16 protein-coding genes and 1 pseudogene are annotated in these 18,911 nt (G+C 68.6%); 7 read left to right on the top strand and 10 right to left on the bottom strand.

The annotated features are described in order from the left end of the window. Window positions 1-41: 41 nt before the first annotated feature. Entirely contained in the window at window positions 42-254 is a 213-nt protein-coding gene (locus tag ABZU32_RS39760) for a dodecin (RefSeq protein ID WP_354845173.1), read from the bottom strand. 94 nt (window positions 255-348) lie between these two features. Here ABZU32_RS39760 and ABZU32_RS39755 point away from each other — a divergent pair, with 94 nt between their 5' ends. Next, entirely contained in the window at window positions 349-660 is a 312-nt protein-coding gene (locus ABZU32_RS39755) for a DUF3099 domain-containing protein (RefSeq protein ID WP_354845170.1), read from the top strand. A 223-nt stretch (window positions 661-883) separates the two neighbouring features. On the opposite strand, the gene ABZU32_RS39750 is transcribed toward ABZU32_RS39755, so the two are convergent. The 6 genes from ABZU32_RS39750 to chvE form a co-directional block, all read right to left on the bottom strand. Then, complete coding sequence (locus tag ABZU32_RS39750; RefSeq protein WP_354845167.1) at window positions 884-1,171, bottom strand: DUF6457 domain-containing protein; 288 nt, start codon at window positions 1,169-1,171, stop codon at window positions 884-886. 25 nt (window positions 1,172-1,196) lie between these two features. Then, complete coding sequence (locus tag ABZU32_RS39745) at window positions 1,197-1,847, bottom strand: molybdenum cofactor guanylyltransferase (RefSeq protein WP_354931687.1); 651 nt, start codon at window positions 1,845-1,847, stop codon at window positions 1,197-1,199. A gap of 103 nt (window positions 1,848-1,950) precedes the next feature. After that, entirely contained in the window at window positions 1,951-2,940 is a 990-nt protein-coding gene (gene moaA, locus ABZU32_RS39740) for a GTP 3',8-cyclase MoaA (RefSeq protein ID WP_354931684.1), read from the bottom strand. Window positions 2,941-3,327: 387 nt separating this feature from the next. Further along, window positions 3,328-4,590 carry a multiple monosaccharide ABC transporter permease gene (mmsB, locus tag ABZU32_RS39735; RefSeq protein ID WP_354931681.1) on the bottom strand — a complete coding sequence of 421 codons (1,263 nt, stop codon included), beginning with the start codon at window positions 4,588-4,590 and terminating at the stop codon, window positions 3,328-3,330. Then, window positions 4,587-6,125 carry a multiple monosaccharide ABC transporter ATP-binding protein gene (gene mmsA / locus ABZU32_RS39730; RefSeq protein ID WP_354845155.1) on the bottom strand — a complete coding sequence of 513 codons (1,539 nt, stop codon included), beginning with the start codon at window positions 6,123-6,125 and terminating at the stop codon, window positions 4,587-4,589. Before mmsA ends, mmsB begins: the two co-directional genes overlap by 4 nt. Window positions 6,126-6,198: 73 nt before the next feature. Further along, entirely contained in the window at window positions 6,199-7,338 is a 1,140-nt protein-coding gene (gene chvE, locus ABZU32_RS39725; RefSeq protein ID WP_354845152.1) for a multiple monosaccharide ABC transporter substrate-binding protein, read from the bottom strand. A 742-nt stretch (window positions 7,339-8,080) separates the two neighbouring features. On the opposite strand from chvE, the gene araB reads away from it, so the two are divergent. The 4 genes from araB (at window position 8,081) to ABZU32_RS39705 (ending at window position 13,183) form a co-directional block, all read left to right on the top strand. Further along, on the top strand, window positions 8,081-9,730 hold the full coding sequence (gene araB / locus ABZU32_RS39720; RefSeq protein WP_354931678.1) for a ribulokinase: 1,650 nt from the start codon (window positions 8,081-8,083) through the stop codon (window positions 9,728-9,730). Next, the gene (locus ABZU32_RS39715; RefSeq protein WP_354845146.1) at window positions 9,727-10,389 is read left to right on the top strand and encodes an L-ribulose-5-phosphate 4-epimerase; all 663 of its coding nucleotides are present in this window, start codon (window positions 9,727-9,729) and stop codon (window positions 10,387-10,389) included. The genes araB and ABZU32_RS39715 overlap by 4 nt, the downstream gene beginning before the upstream one ends. After that, window positions 10,386-11,867 (top strand): L-arabinose isomerase, encoded by a 1,482-nt coding sequence (gene araA / locus ABZU32_RS39710; protein WP_354845143.1) that lies wholly within the window; start codon window positions 10,386-10,388, stop codon window positions 11,865-11,867. The genes ABZU32_RS39715 and araA overlap by 4 nt, the downstream gene beginning before the upstream one ends. A 278-nt stretch (window positions 11,868-12,145) precedes the next feature. Next, the gene (locus ABZU32_RS39705) at window positions 12,146-13,183 is read left to right on the top strand and encodes a LacI family DNA-binding transcriptional regulator (RefSeq protein ID WP_354931691.1); all 1,038 of its coding nucleotides are present in this window, start codon (window positions 12,146-12,148) and stop codon (window positions 13,181-13,183) included. Window positions 13,184-13,369: 186 nt separating this feature from the next. Here ABZU32_RS39705 and ABZU32_RS39700 read toward each other — a convergent pair. Then, window positions 13,370-13,759: pseudogene (locus ABZU32_RS39700) on the bottom strand (RtcB family protein); the annotation flags it as partial. Between the two features lie 47 nt (window positions 13,760-13,806). Between ABZU32_RS39700 and ABZU32_RS39695 the strand changes: the two are divergent. After that, the gene (locus ABZU32_RS39695; protein WP_354931675.1) at window positions 13,807-15,309 is read left to right on the top strand and encodes a recombinase family protein; all 1,503 of its coding nucleotides are present in this window, start codon (window positions 13,807-13,809) and stop codon (window positions 15,307-15,309) included. A 467-nt stretch (window positions 15,310-15,776) separates the two neighbouring features. On the opposite strand, the gene ABZU32_RS39690 is transcribed toward ABZU32_RS39695, so the two are convergent. Continuing rightward, entirely contained in the window at window positions 15,777-16,298 is a 522-nt protein-coding gene (locus ABZU32_RS39690) for an NUDIX hydrolase (protein ID WP_354931672.1), read from the bottom strand. 9 nt (window positions 16,299-16,307) lie between these two features. Further along, window positions 16,308-17,627 (bottom strand): hypothetical protein, encoded by a 1,320-nt coding sequence (locus tag ABZU32_RS39685; protein WP_354931669.1) that lies wholly within the window; start codon window positions 17,625-17,627, stop codon window positions 16,308-16,310. Between the two features lie 238 nt (window positions 17,628-17,865). On the opposite strand from ABZU32_RS39685, the gene ABZU32_RS39680 reads away from it, so the two are divergent. Continuing rightward, entirely contained in the window at window positions 17,866-18,486 is a 621-nt protein-coding gene (locus ABZU32_RS39680) for an ATP-binding protein (protein WP_354931666.1), read from the top strand. Window positions 18,487-18,911 lie beyond the last annotated feature (425 nt).

Here is an 18,911-nt window from a genome sequence, read left to right as displayed (position 1 = left end):
GCCGCGGGCGGCCTTGCGGCGCCCGCGGCTCCGCGGGCCTCCTAGGAGTCCTCCAGGCGGAAGCCGACCTTCATCCCCACCTGGTAGTGGCCGATCTCGCCGTCCAGGATCTGCCCGCGCACCTCGGTGACCTCGAACCAGTCGAGGTGGCGGAGGGTCTGGGAGGCCCTTCTGATGCCGTTGCGTATCGCGTGGTCCACGCTCTCGGGCGACGTGCCGACGATCTCGGTCACGCGGTACGTACGATCGCTCATCGATCTCTCCTTAGCGTCGGCCTTGATCGTATGACGCCCGCCAGGCCCGTGGCCGCCGTCAGCGCCGAGGAGTTGGCGGACTAACGTGGTCGGTGTGAGGTTTCGGCGCGACCGCACGGTCGTACATGAGGTCACCAACGCGAGGCCCTCGCTGACGGCCGACATCGGCCGCAGAGAGAAGCGTTATTTCATCCAAATGGGCATACGCACCATTTGTCTCATTCTCGCCGTCGTACTGGACGTCCCCTGGCCTGTCAGGGCGCTATTCGTGGCCGGGGCGATCTTCCTGCCCTACATCGCCGTGGTCGGGGCCAACCAGCCGAACACCGGCGTGAGCTCGACCTTTGACGAGGAAGAACCTAACCAAACCGAGATACCACGCCACCGACGCGAGATCGGGTCGTGACAAACTCTTGACGCACCCCATGGGTTGTAGGTGTACGCTTTAAGCAAGCGCTCTGGTCCCCCGTCGGAGCGCTCGTGCCGGCGTTCCGGGCCCCCGTCGGAACGCCGATGAAGCGACGCCGGGTGGTTTGCCCCCGTAACCACCCGGCGTCGCCCATTTCCGGATAAAACTCCTGGTCAAACCGCGTAGGCGCTCTTCTCGCACGCGCCGGCGCGATGCCGGCTCACCGGTCGCCGAGGGTCTCCGCCGTCGCCTGCCCCCAGTTCTCGGCCAGCGCCGACAGCCGCTCGGCGGCCTGCGGCGGCGCGGTGCCCGCCCCCTCGGCCAGGCCGAGCAGGTACGCCGTCAGCGGCGCCGCGGGACGGGCCACCCCGTGGGCGACGTCCCTGGTCAGGTCGAGGACGGCGTCCCTGTCGATCTTCTCGGGGTCGATGCCCAGTTCTTTGCAGACCAGCGCCGTCCACTCGGCGAGCACGTTCATGTGGTCCCTCTCGTCGTGTTCGTCGTGCACCTTTCACACTTCCGGCGAGCATCCCTCACGGACGCTCGCCCGCCGCCCCGGCGCCGGACGGCGGTCCGGCGGCCTGGCGCGGCGCCCGCCTCCTGGCGGCCTCCACGTCGTCGATCGTGTCGCAATCGAACCACGGATCACGGCCGTCGTCCGCCACCGGCGGTCGCAGCCGCGCCGGGGCCAGCGGGCCGAGCAGCCCGTACAGCGAGCGCCCCTGGTAGCCGGCCAGGGCCCTGGACAGGGTCTCGGCGTGCCAGACGCCGGTGAGCCACTGCTCGCGGCCCTCGTCGTCGGCCAGGACGACCCCGGCACCGCCCCGCGCGGCCGACAGCAGCGCCGTCACGTGCTCGGGCAGCAGGAAGGGCAGGTCGGCGGCCAGCAGCGCCACCCAGGGCGCGCGCACCCGTGCCAGGCCCGCGCGCAGGGCCGGCACCGGGCCGCCGCCGGGCGGGTCCTCCCGGACGAACTCGGCGCGCGGCAGCCCGGGGCGCGGCGGGCCGACCACGACGAGCCGGGCGGCGCCGGGCACGGCGGCGGCGACCCGCTCGATGAGCGTCAGGCCGCCGACGGAGACGCCGGGCTTGTCCTCCCCGCCGAGCCGTCGCGCCCGTCCCCCGGCCAGCACCACCGCGTCGTACGGCGGCACCCCCGGCACCACCGCGTCGTACGGCGGCACCCCCGGCACCACGAGGTCACGCGGTGGGACGGCCGGCGGAACGGGGTCACGGGCGGCCGGGCCGGGGAGGTCGTGCGGCGGCCCGGACGGCGCGGCGCCCAACTCAGCCGCCGATGGCCGACATGGGACGGGAGGGCTGCAGGAAGCTCGGATCGTCGATGCCGTGGCCGGCGCGCTTGCCGCGCACCGCGGCGACCCACCGCAGGGCCAGTTCGTCGTCACCGGCCCCCGAGCGCAGGGCCGCGCGCAGGTCGGACTCCTCGGTGGCGAACAGGCAGTTGCGGATCTGGCCGTCGGCGGTCAGCCGCACGCGGTCGCAGGCGCCGCAGAACGGCCGGGTCACCGAGCCGATGACGCCGACCCTCGCCGGGCCGCCATCCACCAGGAACACCTCGGCCGGGGCGCTGCCCCGCCCCGCGGGGTCGTCGGGGGTCAGCGTGAACTCCCCCGACAGGATCGACAGGATCTCGTCGGCGGTGACCATGTTCTCGCGCCGCCAGCCGTGCTGGGCGTCGAGCGGCATCTGCTCGATGAAGCGCAGCTCGTAGCCGTGCTCCAGGCAGTAACGCAGCAGGTGCGGCGCCTCGCTGTCGTTGACGCCTCGCATGAGGACCGCGTTGACCTTCACCGGGCGAAGGCCCGCGGCGTCGGCCGCCGCCAGGCCCGCCAGGACGTCCGGCAGGCGGTCGCGGCGGGTGAGCCTGGCGAACGCCTCGCGGTCGAGGGTGTCCAGCGAGATGTTGACCCGGTCGAGGCCCGCCTCGGCCAGCGGGCCGGCCAGGCGCGTCAGGCCGATGCCGTTGGAGGTGATCGACAGTTGGGGCCGGGGGCGCAGCGCGGCGGAGCGCGCGACGATGTCGAGCACCTCGCGCCGCAGCAGCGGCTCTCCCCCGGTGAAGCGGATCTCGGTGACGCCGAGCCGCTCGACGCCGATGGCCACCAGGCGGCAGATCTCGTCGGCGGTGAGCAGCTCGGGCTTGGGCAGCCAGTCGAGCCCTTCCGGTGGCATGCAGTAGGCGCACCGAAGGTTGCACTTGTCGGTCAACGAGACCCTGAGGTCGGTGGCCACTCGCCCGAACGAGTCAACGAGCACCGGGGGGCCTCCTGTGAGTTGCGCGAACGTTCATCGGCGGAATCGGTCAGCCGACGGCGAAGCTGTATACGATTTTCACAGTAGCCGTCGCCTCCGACGAAACGCCCCCTGCCCCGCCGCAATTCCGCGCCCTTAGGGGTCGCCGCGCCCCACCGCCCGCGCGTCATCATCCGCGCGCGACCACCCCCGCGCCCCGCGCCGTCCCCGCGCCCCGCATCGTCTCGCGCCCCGCACCGGCCCCGTAGCGGCCACCGCGTCCCGGACCGCTCCGTCGCCTCCGGCCGGGGTGAGCCGGCGTCCGGGCCGCCGTGCGACGCCGCTGTTCTCCCGCGACGAACATGGGCGGCGCCCCGCGAGAGGGGCGCCGCCCATGCGGCTCGCGGCGCCTTACTGGGCGTTGCCCGAGCGGCGCTTGGTCCACACGTCGAAGGCGACGGCGGCGAGCAGGACGACGCCCTTGACCAGCATCACGCGCTCGCTCGGCGCGCCGATCAGCGACATGCCGTTGTTGATGACACCCATGATCAGGCCGCCGGTGATCGCGCCGATCACCTTGCCGACGCCGCCCTGGACGGCCGCGCCGCCGATGAAGGCCGCGGCGATCGCGTCGAGTTCGAAGGAACCGCCGGCCGTCGGGCCCGCCTGGTTGAGGCGCCCGGCGAAGATGATGCCGGCCAGGGCCGACAGCACGCCCATGTTGACGAAGATCCAGAAGACCACCGACTTGACCTTGACGCCGGACAGCACCGCCGCCTGCAGGTTGCCGCCGATGGCGTAGATGCGGCGGCCGAACACCGCGCGGTTGGTCACCATCGAGTAGCCGAGCACCAGGGCCGCAAGCAGCACCAGCACCCAGGGCAGGTTCTTGAAGCGGGCGAGCTGCACCACGATGGCCAGGACGACGACCGCCGCCGCGATGATCTTCAGTAGGAAGACCGGCAGCGGGTCGACGCTCTGGCTGTACCTCTGCCGCGCGGTGCGCGTACGCCACTGCGAGACGGCCATGCCGGCGACCGCGATGATGCCGACGAGCAGGCTGAACAGGTCGGCGCCGCCGAGCGGGCCGAGGCCGATGTTGCCGAGGTAGCCGTCGGTGAACCCGTTGGCCAGCGTGCGCACCTGGTCGGGGAAGGGGCCGATGCCCTGGTTGCCGAGGACCGTGAGGGTGAGCGCCCGGAACAGCAGCAGGCCGGCGAGCGTGACGATGAACGCCGGGATGCCGAAGTAGGCGATCCAGAAGCCCTGCCAGGCGCCGATGAGCGCGCCCGCGATGAGGGTGAGCAGCACGGCGAGCGGCCAGGGAACCCCGTAGTTGACCATCAGCACCGCCGAGATGGCCCCGGTGACGGCCACCACCGATCCGACCGACAGGTCGATGTGCCCGGCGATGATGATGATGATCATGCCGATGGCGAGGATCAGGATGTAGGAGTTCTGGACGATGACGTTGGAGATGTTCTGCGGCTCCAGCAGGGCGCCGTCGGTGAGCACGGCGAACAGCACGACGATCAGCGCGAAGGCGATGTAGATGCCGCTCTGCCGGATGTTCAGCGAGACGCCGAACAGCGAGGCGCGCCCGGGAGGCTGCGCGGGTCCGGCGTCCTTTCCGCCGGGCGCCACGGCGGCGTCGGTGGGGGAGATGCTGCTCATCGGATCTGCTCCTGTCCCTTCATCATGTAGTGCATCAGGCGCTCCTGGGTCGCGTCCTCACGCGCGACCTCGCCGGTGATGCGGCCTTCCGAGAGCGTGTAGATCCGATCACACAGACCTAGCAGTTCGGGCAGTTCAGAGGATATGACCAGGATCGCCTTGCCCTGGTCGGCCAGGCGGTTGATGATCGTGTAGATCTCGTACTTGGCGCCCACGTCGATGCCCCGGGTGGGCTCGTCGAGGATGAGCACGTCGGCGTCAGTGAAGATCCACTTGGAGAGGACGACCTTCTGCTGGTTGCCGCCGCTGAGCTTGCCGGTGACGCTGAGCACGCTGGGGGCCTTGATGTTCATGCTCCCGCGGTACTCGTCGGCGACCCGGTACTCCTCGTTGTCGTTGATCCAGCCCCGCTTGGCCAGCCTCGCCAGGTCCGCGGCGGAGATGTTGCGCTTGATGTCGTCGATGAGGTTGAGCCCGTAGCGCTTGCGGTCCTCGGTGGCGTAGGCGATGCCGTGGTCGATGGCGTCGCGCACCGAGCGGATCTCCACGGGCTTGCCGTCGCGGTAGACGCGCCCGGAGATGTCCACCCCGTAGGAGCGGCCGAACACGCTCATGGCCAGCTCGGTGCGCCCCGCGCCCATCAGTCCGGCCAGACCGACGATCTCGCCGCGCCGCAGCGTCATGTTCGCGCCGGAGACGACCTTGCGCCCGCGCTGCGTGGGGCTGTAGACCGTCCAGTCCTCGATGCGCAGCGCCTCCTCGCCGATCTTGGGCTCGTGCGGCGGGAAGCGGTTCTCCAGGTCGCGGCCGACCATGCCCGAGATGATGCGGTCCTCGGTGACCTGGTCGGCCTTCATGTCCATGGTCTCGATCGTGCGCCCGTCACGCAGGATGGTGATCGAGTCGGCGATCGCGATGACCTCGTTGAGCTTGTGCGAGATGATCACGCAGGTGATGCCCTCGTCGCGCAGCCCGCGCAGCAGGTCGAGCAGGTGCGCGGAGTCCTCGTCGTTCAGCGCGGCCGTCGGCTCGTCCAGGATGAGCAGCCGCACCTCCTTCGACAGCGCCTTGGCGATCTCGACGAGCTGCTGCTTGCCGACGCCGATGTCGGCGACCGGGGTCACCGGGTTGTCCGGCAGGCCGACGCGCTGGAGGAGCAGGCCGGCCTCGTGGTTGGTGCGGTTCCAGTCGATCAGGCCGCGCGTGGCGCGCTCGTTGCCCAGGAAGATGTTCTCGGCGATCGAGAGCTGCGGGCTCAGCGCCAGCTCCTGGTGGATGATCACGATGCCGCGGTGCTCGCTGTCGCGGATGCCCGCGAAGCGGCACGGCTCGCCCTCGAAGAGGATCTCACCCTCGTAGGAGCCGTGGGGGTACACGCCCGACAGCACCTTCATCAGCGTCGACTTGCCCGCCCCGTTCTCGCCGCAGATCGCGTGGATCTCGCCTCGGCGCACGGACAGGTTGACGTCCTGGAGCGCCTTGACTCCGGGGAACGTCTTGGTGATTCCACGCATCCGCAGGATGTCGTCGGTCATGTGGTTTTCCGTCCCTTGGGGGAATGTCACGGCGCGGTGCGGCGCCGTGACCACGGCGCCGCACCGCGTTGGATCAGCCCAGCTGCGCCTGCGTGTAGTAACCGCTGTCGACGACGACCTTCTGGTAGTTGCTCTTGTCGACGATCACCGGGTCGAGCAGGTAGGAGGGGACGACCTTGTTGCCGTTGTCGTAGTCCTTGGTGTTGTTCACCTCGGGCTTGCCGCCCTTGAGCACGGCGTCGGCCATCTTGACGGTGACCTCCGCGAGCTGGCGCGTGTCCTTGTAGATCGTGGAGTACTGCTCACCGGCGATGATGGACTTCACCGAGGCCAGCTCGGCGTCCTGGCCGGTCACGATGGGGTACGGCTGGCCGGAGGTGCCGTAGCCGTTGCTCTTCAGCGCCGACAGGATGCCGATCGACAGGCCGTCGTAGGGGGACAGCACGCCGTCGACCTTCTTGCCGCCGCTGTAGGTCTTGGTGAGCAGGTCCTCCATGCGCTTCTGCGCGGTGGCGGGGTCCCAGCGCAGGATGGCGACGGTCTTGAAGTCGGTCTGGCCGCTCTGGACCTTGATGGTGCCCTTGTCGATGTAGGGCTTCAGGACGGACATGGCGCCGTTGAAGAAGAACGTGGCGTTGTTGTCGTCCGGCGAGCCGGCGAACAGCTCGACGTTGAAGGGGCCCTTGGCGTCGCCGTCGCCGCCGTCGGCGGTCTTGAGCTTCAGGCCGACCAGCAGCGAGGTCGCCTGCTGCACGCCGACCTTGAAGTTGTCGAAGGTGGCGTAGTAGTCGACGTTCGGGCTGTTGCGGATCAGCCGGTCGTAGGCGATGACCGGGATCTTCTTGTCGGCCGCCTCCTGGAGCTGCGTGGTGATGGCGGTGCCGTCGATCGAGGCGATGACCAGGAGCTTGGCGCCCTTGGTGATCTGGTTCTCGATCTGGTTGACCTGGGTGGGGATGTCGTTCTCCGCGTACTGGAGGTCGACCTTGTACCCGAGCTTCTCCAGGCTCGCCTTGACGTTGTCGCCGTCGTGGATCCAGCGCTCGGAGGACTTGGTCGGCATGGTGACGCCGACCAGGGCGCCGCCGTTGCCGGCGGCGGCCTCGGACGAGGTCGCCTGGGTGTCCGCGGTCTTCTGGCTGGAGCCGCACGCGGTCAGTGCGGCGGCCAGCGCGAGGGTGGATGCCACCGTCGCCAGTCTTGCGATTCTCATCGTGCTACTCCTTGCGAGTGGGGGTCCCGATGCGAGCGGGTGGATCCTTGCGGGCCCTTGGGAGGCCCGACGCGTGTCGCGGCGGCTCCACCGTGGCGGAGTGTCGCGAGCGCCTCGCCCTCCGCCTCCGCGCCTTTGACGGTGACCTCCAGGATCGCGATCAGGCGGGGCGGTGGCCAATGCCTGAGCGGTTAGTGTTATCGCTAACAATTAGCCTGTCAATAGATGCCGATAACGTCGCTGTAACAAGAGTGAAACCCTTGATGACCAGCGATTCTCTCGGCCGTGGGGGGTGGAGGCGCCGCCGGGCGCGTCCGGCGCCCGCACACGCATCGTCGACCGGCGTGCCCGCGTGAGTGTACGTCACCCCTGGCGGGGGCGCCGCCGCCAGGGCGCGAGCAGGCGCGCCCGGCGAACCGCTTCGCGCGCCGGCGCCCGCCACGGCCGCCCCGGCGGCACCGGGCCGCGGGCCGGCCGGCCCCTTGGAGGGGCGGGCGGGCAAAGCGCGCATCAGTAAACGCCCTGGCAGCCGGGACGTCAACCTGATGTTAAGCAACTATTACGGCGTAACCGGACCGTGACCTGAATCTCCTTGACGCCGCCCGTTGTTAACGTTCACAGTCGAGCGCAGGCATGGCTGACGCGCCGGCCCACCGCCGCCCGCGGAACCGGTGCCCGCACCGGTGCCCGCGGTTCGGATCGGCAAGTTCGGCTTACGGCATCCGGCAACCTGAGAGTGAATGTGAGCGATAACAACAGTCACTGTGTAGTCGGCGTCGACTTCGGCACGCTGTCAGGACGCGCCGTCGTGGTGCGGGTGGACGACGGCGCCGAGCTCGGCGCGGCGGTCCACGAGTACGCCGACCGCGTCATCGAGGAGACGCTTCCCGGCAGCGGCGTCCGGCTCGGCCCCGACTGGGCCCTGCAGTCCCCCCGGGACTGGCTCGACGTCCTGCGTGTCGCCGTCCCCAAGGCCCTGGCCGTGGCGGGGATCTCCCCCGGCCAGGTGATCGGCATCGGCACCGACTTCACCGCCTGCACGGTGCTACCCGCCACCGCCGACGGCACCCCGCTGAGCGATCTGCTCCCCGACCGGCCCCACGCGTGGCCGAAGCTGTGGAAGCACCACGCCGCCCAGCCGCACGCCGACCGGATCAACGCCCTGGCCGCCGAGCGCGGCGAGGCGTGGCTGCCGCGCTACGGCGGCAAGATCTCCTCCGAGTGGCAGTTCGCCAAGGGCCTGCAGGTCCTGGAGGAGGACCCGGAGGTGTACGGCCTGGCCGAACGCTGGATCGAGGCGGCCGACTGGATCATCTGGCGGCTCACCGGCGTCGAGACCCGCAACACCTGCACCGCCGGCTACAAGGGCATCTACCAGGACGGCGGCTACCCCTCCGAGGAGTTCCTCGCCGCCCTGCACCCGGACTTCGCGGGGTTCACCGCCAAGCTCGGCGGGGAACCCTCGCCCCTCGGCGGCCTGGCCGGCCGGCTGACGGCCGAGGCGGCGGAGCTCACCAAGCTGCCCGAGGGCATCGCCGTCGCGGTGGGCAACGTCGACGCCCACGTCACCGCGGCCGCCGCCGACGCCGTCCGTCCAGGGCAGATGGTCGCCATCATGGGCACCTCCACCTGCCATGTGATGCCCTCCGACCAGCTCGCCGAGGTGCCGGGCATGTGCGGCGTCGTCCGCGACGGCATCGTGCCCGGTCTTTGGGGCTACGAGGCCGGGCAGTCGGGCGTGGGCGACATCTTCGCCTGGTTCGTCGAGACCTCGGTGCCCGCCTCCTACACCGAACGGGCCGCCGAGCTCGGGGTGAGCGTCCACGAGTACCTGACCTCCCTGGCCGCCGCGCAGAACGTCGGCGCCCACGGCCTGGTCGCGCTCGACTGGCACAACGGCAACCGCTCTGTGCTGGTGGACCACAACCTGTCGGCGGTGATCGCCGGGCAGACGCTCGCCACCCGGCCCGAGGACGTCTACCGGGCGCTCATCGAGGCCACGGCCTTCGGCGCCCGGGTCATCGTGGAGACCTTCGAGAAGTCGGGGGTGCCGGTGGAGGAGTTCGTCGTCGCCGGCGGGCTGCTCAAGAACCCCTTCCTCATGCAGGTCTACGCGGACGTGCTGCGCCGCCCGCTGTCGGTCATCGGCTCCGACCAGGGCCCCGCGCTCGGCTCGGCCATCCACGCGGCCGTCGCGGCGGGCGCCTACCCCGACATCGCCGAGGCCGCCGCCGCGATGGGCAAGCGCACGCCCGCCGCCTACGTGCCCGACGACGCCGGCGCCGACGCCTACGACCGGCTGTACGCCGAGTACCGCCGGCTGCACGACCACTTCGCCGACGGGGAGCTGCTGCACCGGCTCCGCGCGATCAGGAACGAGGCCGGGGCATGATGCTGCCCGAGCTGCGCGAGACGGTCAGCCGGCTGCACGCCGAGCTGGTGCGCTACAACCTGGTCGCCTGGACCGCCGGCAACGTCTCCGGACGCGCCCCCGGCGGCGACCTGTTCGTCATCAAGCCCAGCGGCGTCTCCTACGACGAGCTGACCCCCGAGGCGATGGTCGTGTGCGACCTTGAGGGCAACCTGGTCGAGGGCGACTACGCGCCCTCCAGCGACACCGCCGCGCACGCCTACACCTACCGCCACATGCCCGAGGTGAACGGGGTGGTGCACACCCACTCCACCTACGCCTCGGCGTGGGCGGCCCGCGCCGAGCCGATCCCGTGCGTGCTCACCGCGATGGCCGACGAGTTCGGCGGCGAGATCCCGGTGGGGCCGTTCGCCCTGATCGGCAACGACGACATCGGCAAGGGCATCGTCGCCACGCTGTCGGGGCACCGCTCCCCCGCGGTGCTCATGCAGAACCACGGGGTCTTCACCATCGGCGACTCGGCGAAGGCGGCGGTGAAGGCCGCGGTGATGTGCGAGGACGTCGCGCGCACCGTGCACGTCGCCCGCCAGCTCGGCGAGCCGCTGCCCATCCCCCAGGCCGACATCGACCACTTGTACGACCGCTACCAGAACGTATACGGGCAGAGGAGTCCCCTGTGAAACTGTGGTTCCTGACCGGCAGCCAGGGCCTGTACGGCGACGAGACGCTGGCGCAGGTGGCCGGGCAGTCCCAGGAGATCGCCGGCGCACTGGACCGCGCGCTGCCCTTCGAGGTGGTCTGGAAGCCGGTGCTCACCGACGCCGCCGCCATCCGCAAGGTGTGCCTGGAGGCGAGCGCCGACGACGACTGCGCCGGCGTCGTCGCCTGGATGCACACCTTCTCCCCCGCCAAGATGTGGATCGCCGGGCTGGACGCGCTGCGCAAGCCGCTGCTGCACCTGCACACGCAGGCCAACGTCGCGCTGCCGTGGAGCTCCATCGACATGGACTTCATGAACCTCAACCAGGCCGCCCACGGCGACCGGGAGTTCGGCTACATCCAGTCCCGCCTCGGCGTGGCGCGCAAGACCGTGGCCGGGCACGTCAGCGACCCGTCGGTCGTGGCGCGCATCGCCGCCTGGGCGCGGGCCGCGGCGGGACGGGCCGAGGTCGGCTCGCTCAAGCTGGCCAGGTTCGGCGACAACATGCGCGACGTGGCCGTCACCGAGGGCGACAAGGTCGAGGCGCAGCTGCGGTTCGGCGTCTCGGTGAACACCTACGGCGTCAACGAACTGGTCGAGGCGGTGGACGCCGCCGCCGACTCCGAGGTCGGCACGCTGGTCAAGGAGTACGAGGAGCTCTACCACGTCGCCCCCGAGCTGCGGGCCGGCGGCGACCGGCACGAGTCGCTGCGGTACGCGGCCCGCGTCGAGCTCGGCCTGCGCGGCTTCCTGCGCGATGGCGGCTTCAAGGCCTTCACCACCAACTTCGAGGACCTGGGCGGGCTGCGGCAGCTCCCCGGCCTCGCCGTTCAGCGGCTGATGGCCGACGGCTACGGCTTCGGCGGCGAGGGCGACTGGAAGACCTCGGTGCTGCTGCGCACGCTGAAGGTCATGTCGGAGGGGCTGCCCGGTGGCACCTCCTTCATGGAGGACTACACCTACCACCTGACGCCCGGCGAGGAGGCCATCCTCGGCGCGCACATGCTGGAGGTCTGCCCGACCATCGCCGCGGGCACGCCCTCGTGCGAGATCCACCCGCTGAGCATCGGCGGCCGCGAGGACCCGGTGCGGCTGGTGTTCGACGCCGCGCCCGGGCCCGCGGTGGTGGTGGGCCTGGCCGACATGGGCGAGCGGTTCCGGCTGGTGGCCAACGAGATCGACGTCATCTCCCCCGCCGAGCCGCTCCCCCGCCTGCCGGTGGCGCGGGCGGTCTGGACGCCGCGCCCGGACCTGCGCACCTCGGCGGAGTCGTGGCTGACGGCCGGCGCCCCGCACCACACGGTGCTGTCGGCGGCGGTGGGCGCCGAGGAGCTGACCGACTTCGCCGACATGCTCGGGGTGGAGCTGCTGGTGATCGACGCCGACACCACCTCGCGCCAGTTCACCAAGGAGCTGCGCTGGAACCAGGCGTACTACCGCCTGGCCCAGGGTTTCTGACGGCGTACCGCTCTCGCGGCCCCGCGTCCGGCGGCGCCGTCCCGTCCCCCCACGCGGAGGGGCCGGGACGGCGCCGCCGGGGCTCGGCGCGGCCGGGCGCATCGCCCCGGTGGACCGGTTGGCGTGCCCGTCCGTAAAGCGCTCAAGTCAAACCGCGAAATGCCTTTACAAAGGCGATGTGAACGTTAACAATTGACCCACCCCAGCGTGGGCCTACAGCCCGCGAGGAAGGAGGCGGGGCCAGAGTCATGGCTCGCAACGTCCATCGCTCCCCCGTCATGGCGGATGTGGCAAGGCTCGCAGGCGTGTCGCACCAGACCGTATCCCGGGTTCTGAACGATCACCCTAACGTGCGCCAGGAGACCCGTGAACGGGTGCTGGCCGCCATCGAAGGTCTCGGCTACCGCCGCAACTCCAGCGCCCGCGCGCTGGTGACCCGGCAGACCAACACCCTCGGAGTCGTCGCCTTCGACACGACGCTGTACGGCCCGGCCAGCACGCTCTACGGCCTCGAACGGGCCGCCCGCGAGGCCGGCTACTTCGTGAGCATCGTGAGCCTGCGCGAGCTGACCCGCGACGACCTGGCCGAGGCGCTCGACCACCTGGCCCGCCAGCAGGTGGACGGGCTGGTGGTCATCGTGCCGCAGAGCGCGATCGCGGTCGCGCTGGCCGAGATGCCGCAGCCCGTCCCGGTGGTGACGGTCGAAGGGGACGCCGGCGTCGGCCTCCCCGTCGTCAACGTCGACCAGCGCAAGGGAGGTGCTCTGGTCACCGAGCACCTGCTACGGCTCGGCCACCGCACGGTGTGGCACGTCTCGGGACCGCCGGACTGGCTGGAGTCCCAGGCACGCACCCAGGGCTGGCGCGAGACCCTGCTGGCCGCCGGCGCCCCGATCCCCGAGCCGCTGTCGGGCGACTGGAGCCCGCGCTCGGGCTACCGCTGCGGTCAGCTGCTGGCCGGCGTGCCCGATCTGACGGCCGTGTTCGTGGCCAACGACCAGATGGCCCTCGGGGTGGTGCGGGCGCTGGACGAGGCGCGCATCCGCGTCCCCGACGACGTGAGCGTCGTCGGCTTCGACGACGTGCCCGAGTCGGAGTTCTTCACCCCGCCGATGACCACCGTGGCGCAGGACTTCTCCGAGGTGGGCCGCAAGGCGATCGAGTTGCTGCTGGACGCCCTGGCCGACGACCGCGACCACTCCGCCCCCACGGCGGAGGGCGCCGACGGCGCCTACCCGGCCGTCCCGCCCGCGCGCATCGTCGTCCAGCCGCATCTCGTCGTCCGCCGCAGCTCAGGACCGCCCCGGCGGTCCTGAGGGCCACACCTCCGAGACCTCGCACCTGCCCCGAGGCCGGCACAGGCCGGCACCTCCTGCAAGACCGTCGCCTTCCGGGACCGTCGCCTTCCGGGGTGGCGGTGCACCGCCCCGGTGATCTCCAGGGCCGCCACGCGCCAGGCGGCGGCCCTGGAAACACGCGTCGCGGCCGCCGGGCAGGCGCGTTCAGCCCTTGACGCAGATGATCTGGCGCAGCCGGGCGACGACCTCGACCAGGTCGGTCTGGGCCGCCATGACCGACTCCAGGTCCTTGTAGGCGCCCGGGATCTCGTCCAGCACACCCGCGTCCTTGCGGCACTCGACGCCGCTGGTCTGCGCCTCCAGGTCGCCGAGGGTGAAGGTGCGCTTGGCCTTGTTCCTGCTCATCTTGCGCCCGGCGCCGTGGGAGGCCGAGTTGAACGCCTTGGCGTTGCCCAGGCCCTTGACGATGTAGGTGCCCGTCGCCATCGACCCGGGGATGATGCCGAGTTCGCCGGAACCCGCCCTGATCGCGCCCTTGCGGGTGACCAGCAGGTCCATCCCGTCGTAGGTCTCCTCGGCGACGTAGTTGTGGTGGTACAACATTGCTCTAGGCAGGAGGTTTCTTTACCGGCGGAGGGCTGATGGACGATCTCGTACCCGTGGTGAGCTACCAGCGGGCAAGCGCGGACAAGGCCAGGGACGAACACACGGTCACCGACCAGCGCAAGGTCAACCAGATGACGGCCGGTCGGCTGGGCTGGCGCATCGTCCACGCCTTCACCGACAACGACAAGTCCGCCGCTAAGGAGGGCGTCATACGGGACGACTTCGAGGCCATGCTTCGCGTCCTGCGGGCGGGCAGGCTTCCGGACGGCACGCGGGTACAGGGCTGTGTGGTGGTCGCGGAGGACCGTCTCGTCCGGCGCGCGGGCGATTATGAGCGGTTCGTGGACGCGATCACGTCGAGCGATGGGAGGGTGTTCGCCGACGCCCGGGGACCTAAAGATCTCTACAGCGAAGACGTGGAGTCCATGGGGCTGATGGGGGCAGTCCTGTCCCGCATGGAGGTCAAGAAGATGCGGCGGCGCGTCACTCGCTGGCACCGCAGTCGTGCCGAGGATGGTGTGATCCCGAACGGCTATCGTCCCTTCGGCTGGCGGGATGACAGGCGCATGCTTGACCCTGTGCAGGCGACCGCCATCAGGAAGGCTGTGCAAGCGATCCTCGCGGGTGGCTCGCTGAACTCGATCGTGCGCAACTGGCAGGAAACGGGATTCCTCACGACGCGGGGCAACGCCTGGGAGGCGCAGACCCTCAAGCAGTTGTTACGCAACCCCCGTCTCTGCGGCTGGCGCAAGATCAACGGTGAGATCGTCAAGGACGCGGACGGGAAGCCCGTGCAGGGCCAATGGGAGGCGATCATCACGCCGCAGGAGTGGGAGGCGGTTCAAGCGATCTTCGACGCCCGGCGCGGCAAGCAGGTCGGCAGCAACGGCGTCATCGGCAACCTGCCGACTGACTTTCGGGACCACACTTATCTCCTTACCGGCATCCTGCGCTGCGGACGTCCCAAAGACGATGGCACGCTCTGTATGGCGAAGCTACGCGTCACCTCGCACCGCGACTGCGACCACCACGTGTATGCATGCAGGTCGAAGGCGCAGGGGGGATGCGGCAGGCTGGCACGGCGCGGTGACATGGTGGACGTGTTCGTCTCGGAGGTCGTGCTCGCGAAGCTTGAAGAACAGCCTTTGGAGGCTGCGCAGGTCGAACCATGGACGGGTGCCAGCGAGTTGGAGGAGACAGAGACGCAACTTCGCGAACTACGCGACCACTGGCACAAGAAGAAGGTGAGCAACTCCCTGTTCTTCTCCGAGGTCGAACGCTTGGAGGGCGAGATCTCTAGGCTCACCAAGGAGCGTGCGCAGCATGAAGCCGCCGCGCGGCGGGCGAGATCCACTGTTACGGACATCCGGCGTCGGTGGTACTCGGATACAGATGATGACCGGCTGGATATGGCCCAGAAGCGAGCCTTGCTCCGTGAAGCCTTCCATGCGGTCATCGTTCACCCCGTGGGGCAGGGAAGGGGGAGTCGGGGGACGTTCGACCCGGACAAGCTCGAACTGATCTGGCGCGAAAACTGATGACGGCGCAGGTACTAAGTGACAGCTTCCAGTTGGTCACTCGGCAATTCGACGGAAGTGGTGCGGCCGGCGGAATGACCGAAGGTCACCCGAAGGGCGAGCGAAGCGAGTTCGGCCGGCCGCACCACGCACGAACGCCCCTTACTCTGACCCCCGAAAGGTCTCCCACAGCAACCGTTCGCCTGGCCGTCCCGTATGCCGTCATCCCGCCCCGAAGGGGAGGCGGGCCAGGGGGCAGGGGCACAGGTGGAGCCCCCAACTGGAGGAACGACCTGTGCCCCTGCCCCCTGGTCTGCTTGGCTCCGCCCGGGATGACGGCAGGAGGAACGGCCAGGCTTCCACGCCAACCCCGCTACGCCCTTCCGGCAATGGCGCCCCCGGAGCCGGACTCCCCCGCCGGAGGCAAAATCTCTAACCGTGATTTTCACAGGCGGCGGTCTATCGAAGGTCGATCGCGGAACCCAACCTCATTGCGGGTGACCATCTTGCAGGTAATGAACTCGCCCGGTTTTCAGCGCTTCCAGTGCGGCGGCAAGACGCCGCCACACGTACGGCCGTAACCGCTTCTGGGCCTCCCCTATCTTACAGAATTCGTATGCCGCCAACTCATTATCTGCAATGCGGAGAGCTTCCATACCTATACCGCTCAATACGCCACCGTCAAATACAAAGCTAAGTAGGTCATCCCATGGACCATGAGGGGATACCCAGTCCACACATAGCAAATCCCCTATCTCGATCGAGTATCCCAACTCCTCGCGCAGCTCTCGGCGCACCGTATCGGCTGGCGGCTCATTAGCCTCTGCCATACCTCCGGGTAGATCCCAATCAGGTTTATACTTCGGATCAACCAGCAGTATCCGGCCCATTTCATCACGAAGAAGTGCATCCGCGCTTACGCGCTTCCGCGCCTGCTTAGCATTCCCGGCGGCAAGATAAGAGTTCCACGCCTCCGGATCACGCTCATACAGGGGGCGCTCAGCTCCCATGTATCTCTCCTATCGGCTCGGTTCATTACCCTTAGTAAGCCACTGGTAGAGCCAGAGTCGTTCTTCTAGAACGGCCTCTAAATGCGCTATGAACTCAGAGACGATTCTGCCAGTAGCAGCGCGATTCGATATGAGATCATGTTGTAGAGTGCGAAGCTGTTTGATGATGAGGAAAGAGCCAAGAGACTGTGTCGACGCCAGGACTTCTTGTGCAACTGTGCAGGCTTCCTCCGCCCTCCCAAGTCCGATAAGTGCGGACGCAAAGGAAAGTTGGCCGAAGGCGCGACTGCGCGTTCGGTGAGTCGGCCTAAGTGAAACGACCCGTGCAGCATGATGCCGCGTTTCAGCCAGCTTGCCGAGCTGGCTCATGCATCGCGCCGATTCGCTTGCCAATGATCCCTCATCGAAATTACTTATCCATTGAGACGATCCCTCTAAACAAGAGCTTTCGAGCGCCCTCTCGGCTTGCTTGAGCAATTGCACGCACTCAATTGCATGCCCTAGGCGAGCGAATCCTCGCGCCTCCATCGCTAGCAAGCGCGCCGTGAGAGTGGGGCTGCGGGGCGCTAAACGCAAGACATTTTGGCCTTTTCGTGCGAGCCTAATCGCCTTATCCGGGTTATTCAAATGGCTCGCTAAGTGACTCATGCTGCTAAGAATATGAGCAGTAAGATGGCGGTCACTTCCCGCTTTGGTTAAGACTAAGGCGCGCTCGAAATGTTGTTCCGCCAGAAGGTCACGACCCGAGTCATGCGCCATCCATCCGGCCATTTCCGTAAATGCTGTAGCGGCCTTGAACACCGTATCGGAGTTTTCGTCAACACTTCCGAAAAGGCGTGGCGCTACATCGGCTTGCAGATAAGCTATGACACTCGCATACAGATGGCCACCACCGACTTGCAAGTCGGCCGTTCGGAAAGCTTGCATTGCGGCCATGTCGGCATCACGTCTACCCGGTAAGGCGCGGGATAGCTCAGCATAAGGCACGACAGAACTTATCGGAAGTTGCCTGGTTTCCTTGACGGCATTGACGAGCGGATCCAGCGCAGGAATTTCCGATTCCTCGTTGGAGAATAGGTCAGCCTCCTCGATAGCGAAGACTCGGCAATACAACACTGGGTACGGATCCTTTGGCCGGTGCCTGCCCGCTTCCCATTCTTTGATATTGCGAATCAACGAATCGCGTCCGGGGAGTTGTGTGCGAGTTTCGTCGTCGGCGGCGTCGAAGATCGCTTTGGCCATTTGACGCTGCGTCCAGCAACGGCTACGCCGTTCGGCGCGAAGTCGTGCCGCCCAAGCCGGTGCGCTCTTGTTCGTCGCGTCGGTCATTGCGTGCGCTCCTCGGAGAGGGGAGACGTTGGCGGTCACCATGTCTCCCCCAGTCTCCCCTATACGTACTGTCGGCGCATGCGTACGGGGCGATGTGATGGACGGTGACGCCGGAAAAGGCGGAACCCGCAGGCGCTGAGAACGCCGTGCGGGTCCCTGTACCGCACGCTGGAGGTGCGATCCTGTGGCAGAGGATAAGACCATTCCGCCCCCTCGGCAAAATGGGGCAGAAGCGTCCTTGCTGGGCGTTCTCGATCTGCTGGGTTCTCCGCAGTCACCTGCGCGGGCGCGTGTTTGGGTCCGGCGAAAGCTCGGTGCCGATCACCCGGCACTGGAGGATGTGACGCGTCTGGTTTCCGAGGTCGTCACGAACGCGGTCGTTCACTCCGACTCGCGAGACGGCGGCAGGATCACCCTGGCGCTGGCCGACTGTTTCGACCGAATCCACGCGGATGTGGTGGACGACGGCGGGGAGTCGGTGCCACGCGTCTGCGTCTCAGACGACTTCGCCGAGAGCGGCCGGGGCATGATGCTGGTCGACCTGCTCTCGCAGGCGTGGGGTGTCTACGAGGACGAAGCCGGGCGAACGGTCTGGTTCGAGGTGGAATACCGGCGTGATCGGCACAGTGACGCACTGGCCTGCCCTCGGCAGCGCGAGGCGTTCGATTCTGCTGACAGCGCGGTTCGCTCAACAGCGGTACTGGCTGCCCGCACGGTCGCCGAAAGCGTGGAGCGGGAGTGCAGGGGACGGCACGCGCGCCGTCTTGCCCGCCGATGGGATCTGGATCGGGCGGGGCTGGATGCGGCGGCCGATGCGCTGGTGGTTGAGCCGTTGACCGATGCGGAGATGGCTCCTTGAAGCTGGGGCGGTAGCGCAAGGGTCCCCCGCATAGGAGCCGGGGGATTCCGCTTCCCCTATGGCGCTGCCGCCCCTTTTCGATGTGACGCGATCAGTTGGCCTCTGCGTGGGGGGCCAACTGATCGCGTCCTGCGTGAGGTGGGGTGTACGGGAGCGGTGGGGCCGGCGGAATGCGTAGCACCCCGAAGGGGCGACCGCGAGGGAGTTCGGCCGGCGCCACTGCGGCGGAAAGTGGATCTTGCAAGCCTCCCGCGGCCGACTGCTAAATGATCTTGGCGTCGTGAGCGATAGGGCGGCAGGGCTCCGGTGTGCGGCGGGTTCGCTCAGTACGGTGGGCGCTCGGTGCGGCGGAGCGGCCCGGAGCTTCCGCCGCCGGGACCGGCCCCCAGGCCGCACGCCCGGCGAGCGGAAGGGCTCCGGGCCGG

The organism is Sphaerisporangium sp. NPDC005288 (assembly GCF_040607475.1).
Taxonomy (GTDB): Bacteria; Actinomycetota; Actinomycetes; order Streptosporangiales; family Streptosporangiaceae; genus Sphaerisporangium; species Sphaerisporangium rhizosphaerae.
The sequence above is the reverse complement of the archived record's forward strand: the minus strand, read 5'-3'. Positions and strand labels throughout refer to the sequence as shown.